6 protein-coding genes are annotated in these 4,059 nt (G+C 40.5%); 5 read left to right on the top strand and 1 reads right to left on the bottom strand.

What is annotated here, in order from left to right; genetic code table 11:
• Positions 1-1,258 precede the first annotated feature (1,258 nt).
• Together C7B70_RS25155 and C7B70_RS25150 are read left to right on the top strand one after the other, a co-directional pair.
• On the top strand, positions 1,259-1,624 hold the full coding sequence (locus C7B70_RS25155) for a zinc-finger-containing protein (protein ID WP_106371608.1): 366 nt from the start codon (positions 1,259-1,261) through the stop codon (positions 1,622-1,624).
• A gap of 11 nt (positions 1,625-1,635) precedes the next feature.
• Positions 1,636-1,839 (top strand): hypothetical protein, encoded by a 204-nt coding sequence (locus C7B70_RS25150; RefSeq protein ID WP_106371607.1) that lies wholly within the window; start codon positions 1,636-1,638, stop codon positions 1,837-1,839.
• A gap of 319 nt (positions 1,840-2,158) precedes the next feature.
• Here the strand turns inward: C7B70_RS25150 and C7B70_RS25145 are convergent, their stop codons facing one another.
• Complete coding sequence (locus C7B70_RS25145) at positions 2,159-2,461, bottom strand: RNA-binding protein (protein ID WP_106371606.1); 303 nt, start codon at positions 2,459-2,461, stop codon at positions 2,159-2,161.
• A gap of 232 nt (positions 2,462-2,693) precedes the next feature.
• Here C7B70_RS25145 and C7B70_RS26705 point away from each other — a divergent pair, with 232 nt between their 5' ends.
• The 3 genes from C7B70_RS26705 to C7B70_RS25135 all read left to right on the top strand — a co-directional run bounded on the left by C7B70_RS26705 (position 2,694) and on the right by C7B70_RS25135 (position 3,688).
• Complete coding sequence (locus C7B70_RS26705) at positions 2,694-2,858, top strand: hypothetical protein (protein WP_158260596.1); 165 nt, start codon at positions 2,694-2,696, stop codon at positions 2,856-2,858.
• Positions 2,855-2,980: a hypothetical protein gene (locus C7B70_RS28595; protein ID WP_255409387.1), complete on the top strand. Its 126-nt coding sequence runs from the start codon at positions 2,855-2,857 to the stop codon at positions 2,978-2,980. Before C7B70_RS26705 ends, C7B70_RS28595 begins: the two co-directional genes overlap by 4 nt.
• Positions 2,981-3,169: 189 nt before the next feature.
• Positions 3,170-3,688: a DUF1003 domain-containing protein gene (locus C7B70_RS25135; RefSeq protein ID WP_106371604.1), complete on the top strand. Its 519-nt coding sequence runs from the start codon at positions 3,170-3,172 to the stop codon at positions 3,686-3,688.
• The last annotated feature ends 371 nt before the right edge of the window (positions 3,689-4,059 follow it).

The following is a 4,059-nucleotide window of genomic DNA, read 5'->3' as shown; positions in this document are numbered from 1 at the left end:
CTTAGTAATTAATTGGAATAGAAAGCTCCGTAATAAAGGAAATAAAGTTCTTACAAGTTAAATGTCTATCAGCTTAGTGTGTCGTTAATAGACAGCGCGAAGTGTAAATTTACCCATAATATTGCCACAACTGGAACCATAAGTTTGCCGTCAACAACACTATAGCCCTCATTTTTGCGTCAGCTAATTTTGGATATAATTGACAGATGGGAACCATAAGTTTGCCATTAGTCCAAATTGGAAGGATAAGCTTGCCATTTCTGGAAAAGTTTATATGGACTTAGTTTGAGGGGCTGAAGGTAAGGGAGAATTTAGTAAATTTTGTGTTTTCGTCGGGTTCTCCATCTCGAAGGTGCTTGTAAGATTGTAAATGAGCCTTTCTCAGTCAAGGGTTTTCACGTAGGCACTCGATTCGTGGCTTTATGCCGTTAGGCGCTGCTCAAGTGCCAGGATGGGAGCCCACCCTGGCGTCGCATTTGGGTATTTCGTGGCCTCATGCCGTTAGGCGTTGCTCAATTTTGCTTGGAGAAGTTAATTACTTTGTGTCCGAGTGATTCGTGGCTTTATGCCATTAGGGGTTGCTCAGTCTTGTTCTACTGGCTACGCAGTCACAGGCATTTGCTTTTGCTCGTATGCTCGAAATTCCCAAAAACAAGGTTTGGATGTGGTAGATGGGAAAAGTCTTGCCAAAACTGAATGTAAGGAGTGAAAATCTGTTTTATTCTTCAGGTATCTGTGCTTGATTTTTTGACTCAAAAGATTGTTAAGGAGAATTCTAATCAGTTTTCTGCTACCCCTCAGAACCAAGTAGAAGATTGCAGTAGAAAAAAACTTGACGTAAAGTTCAATGCGCGATCGCACTCCACAGCTACTTCAAGATTTGCTCCAAAGGAACGAATAACCGCTACCTATGACAGTAGTAGCCAACCTCACTGGGTATCTTAAGCGAATTCTTTACAGGCATTTCCCAGAGCTATGAAAGGGCAATTTCAGCGCAGTACATTAAATATATTAAAAAATCTCGCATCAAACAAATCGAATAGTGTTGCGAGGAGGTCTTTCAGGCTATTAGGCAATTTCATAATCAAGGTCTTTATACCTAGTAAACCAGCTACTTCAAAGCTATTGACTAAACCAGGCTGTTTTTGCTCTTCAAGAGGTTCGTACTGCTTTTAAAGCAGCGCGAAGATAAATTGGTTTGGAACTATAAGCAAGCCACACTTTAGTGGAAGCATAAGCTTACCATTGCGGCAAGGTTATGGGTAAAGTCACAATTTATGACCAAAGTTACGGATTCATCTACCTATGTGATGCTTACCCCAACTGCGACGCTAGGGTGGGGTGTCATCCCAAAACCATCATTGCACTGGGGACTCTAGCCAACAAAGAGTTACGGAGGTGGCGCAGTTTAGCTCATCGGAAGTTCGACCCCTTGTGGCAGTCTGGTGTTTTCTCTAGCCGTCAAACCGCATACAAATGGTTGTCCAAAGCAATGAAATTACCTTTGTCAAGAACCCATGTAGCCATGTTTAATATCCGGCAATGCCAAAGGGCGAGCGCCTGTATTGAAGTTTTTACAAGAAGTCGGCAGCGTATCGAAACAAAAGTAACCACTCGTTGTTAAAGAGAATTATCATGCAGCACAAACCAATTGCCATAACCCCTCGTGATGGATTCGACTTACTAGCCGTATGGGAAAAGGATGGTAGGAAATGGTACTTATTGCAACTGGCACGTCCCCAGAGTGCTATCGCTCTAGCCCAGGAAAATCCTCATACGAGATTAGTTTTCCCGACATCTATCGACCCAAATTGCTTGAGTAAACAGAGCCGCAAGTAAAATGATTTAAGGCAATAAGCAGGTTTTAAGTAAGTATTAATTGTAGCTTTTGGATAAAATAGCTGCTGGGAAAAAGAATATTTTACTTGAAAAACTTAATGTGCAAGCTTAACAAAATGGATATTGCGACTTGATTTACTTAATTAATTAATGCTACTATCTAATAATAGTTGTGGGCTAACATTATGCCAGCGAATAAAGGTTTTTTCTACTCAAATTAAATCTTACTAAAGTTACACACCAAAAAGCTTTAGCTGCCGCTAAAGCCGTTGTGAATCAAGCACTGCCAGCTTGAAAATGTATTTAGCTTAAGATTTAATTAGCGCCTAGAATAACCACCGCCACTATCTCCTCTTCTACCACTAGAAGAACCTCTATCTTCTTTGGGTTTAGCTTTGTTGACTTTCAAAGACCGACCCATCCATTCAGCACCGTCAAGAGCCTCAATCGCTGCATCTTCTTCTGTTTCTGCGCCCATTTCTACGAAAGCGAAACCTCTTTTGCGCCCTGTCTCTCGGTCCGTAGGTATTTGAACACGATTAACAGTTCCGTATTCTACAAAGACTTGCTTAAGATCGTTTTCCTCAACATCGTAGGAAAGATTACCAACATACAATGACATGAAAAATCTCCAGAATCATTAGGTATTGAGAGTTAGATTCGGAGAGACTTATAGTGTTTAAAAATAAACTATGCAGCCGAATGTAATCTTCAATAAATAACGTAACATAGATATTAATAGTTTTCCATCAAATTTCTGCTAATATCTTCGGGTGATTCTAACTATTTTCACAAACGCTTTAATCGATTGGGTTGCTGAACTTGCATTTGAGACTCTCAGGACAACCGGGCGGATGACCGTGGTAGTACAAGATAATGGTTCCTTGCATAAAAGCAACCTGACTCGTCAACAGTGGCAACGCTGGCGTTCTCACTCTTTTGTTTCTGTTCCTCCTACCCCCATATTGTTCCGAAATGAATCGGATTGGAGAGCAATGGCATCAACTCAAGACTCATGAAATTGCGCTCACGGACGTTTGAGGATGAATATGATTCAGCCCTTGCCATCATGGATGGAATGGAAGCTCGGAGTGTTAAAGGTGGTTATACACTGGAACGTTTTAAGTTTAATTCCGCCTGACTACTTAAGCGTTTTCACGCTGATTTTCTCAATAAACGCCCTTTCAATCAAAAAAGTAATACAGATGTGATAAAAACAGCTCGATTTGTTACGCTCCCACACAAAACCGCTCTTTTTTCCACCACAAAAGGCTACAATATTCAAGCTGTCTAACTTTCAGCTCTGCTGCTACTCCGTCAGGAATAAAATATGAATCGAGAAAGATTAATGCGGACGCGAGTTAGTCCCGAAGAATATAAGCTTCTCCAGCAATTACGGGAGCGAAAACCTGCTCAAAAACTACCTAAACAAAGATTTTCGCTTGGTGATCGCGTTTCAGATCAGGTTGCAGCCATTATGGGTTCATGGCGCTTCATTATTATTCAGAGCGTTCTCTTAGCTGTTTGGGTCACTCTCAATGTGGTTGGGGTTTCACAGCATTGGGACCCATATCCTTTTATTTTACTGAACCTGATGTTGTCATTTCAGGCGGCTTACGCTGCTCCGATCATTATGATGAGTCAAAATCGACAAGCTGTTATTGACCGAGTAGATGCAAAGCATGATTACGAAGTCAATCAAAAAGCGGAACTTGAAATTGAATTGATGCAGGACAAGCTAAATTTGCTTCGAGAAGAAGAAATTGTTGAACTCAAGACGTTACTGATAGAACAAAGGCAAATAATAACGCGACTGGAAACGTTATTTGTGGAGCGGTTGCAAACATAAGAAGTGGACATTAACTCTTCTGAGAAAAGTAACTTCGGTGGTTGTGCTGCAAAAATTAAGAGATGGTAAAGTTGAAGGCTTGTACTCCTAATCTGACTTCTCGCAATGACCAAATCTAACCCTTTTAAGGGCAGTAAGCTGATAGACATATAAAAAGCATAAAATAAAAATTTAAAACCAAGGGTGGAGGAGCAATGGCTGCTAAAGGATTTCTAAATCTTGAACAGAAGGAGAGATTGGAAATCTTAGTGCTCTATAGAACTGATTTGACATCTTTACAGGACTGAATTAAGGTAAGTAGTTAGACAAAATTAATTACATAGTTTTCGCCAAATTCTCTCAGCACTTTTTCGATGTATTTGACCAAGCTC

Source organism: Chlorogloea sp. CCALA 695 (assembly GCF_003003885.1).
In the GTDB taxonomy this organism is placed as follows: Bacteria; Cyanobacteriota; Cyanobacteriia; order Cyanobacteriales; family Chroococcidiopsidaceae; genus Aliterella.
This window is presented reverse-complemented; position numbering and strand designations above follow the sequence as displayed.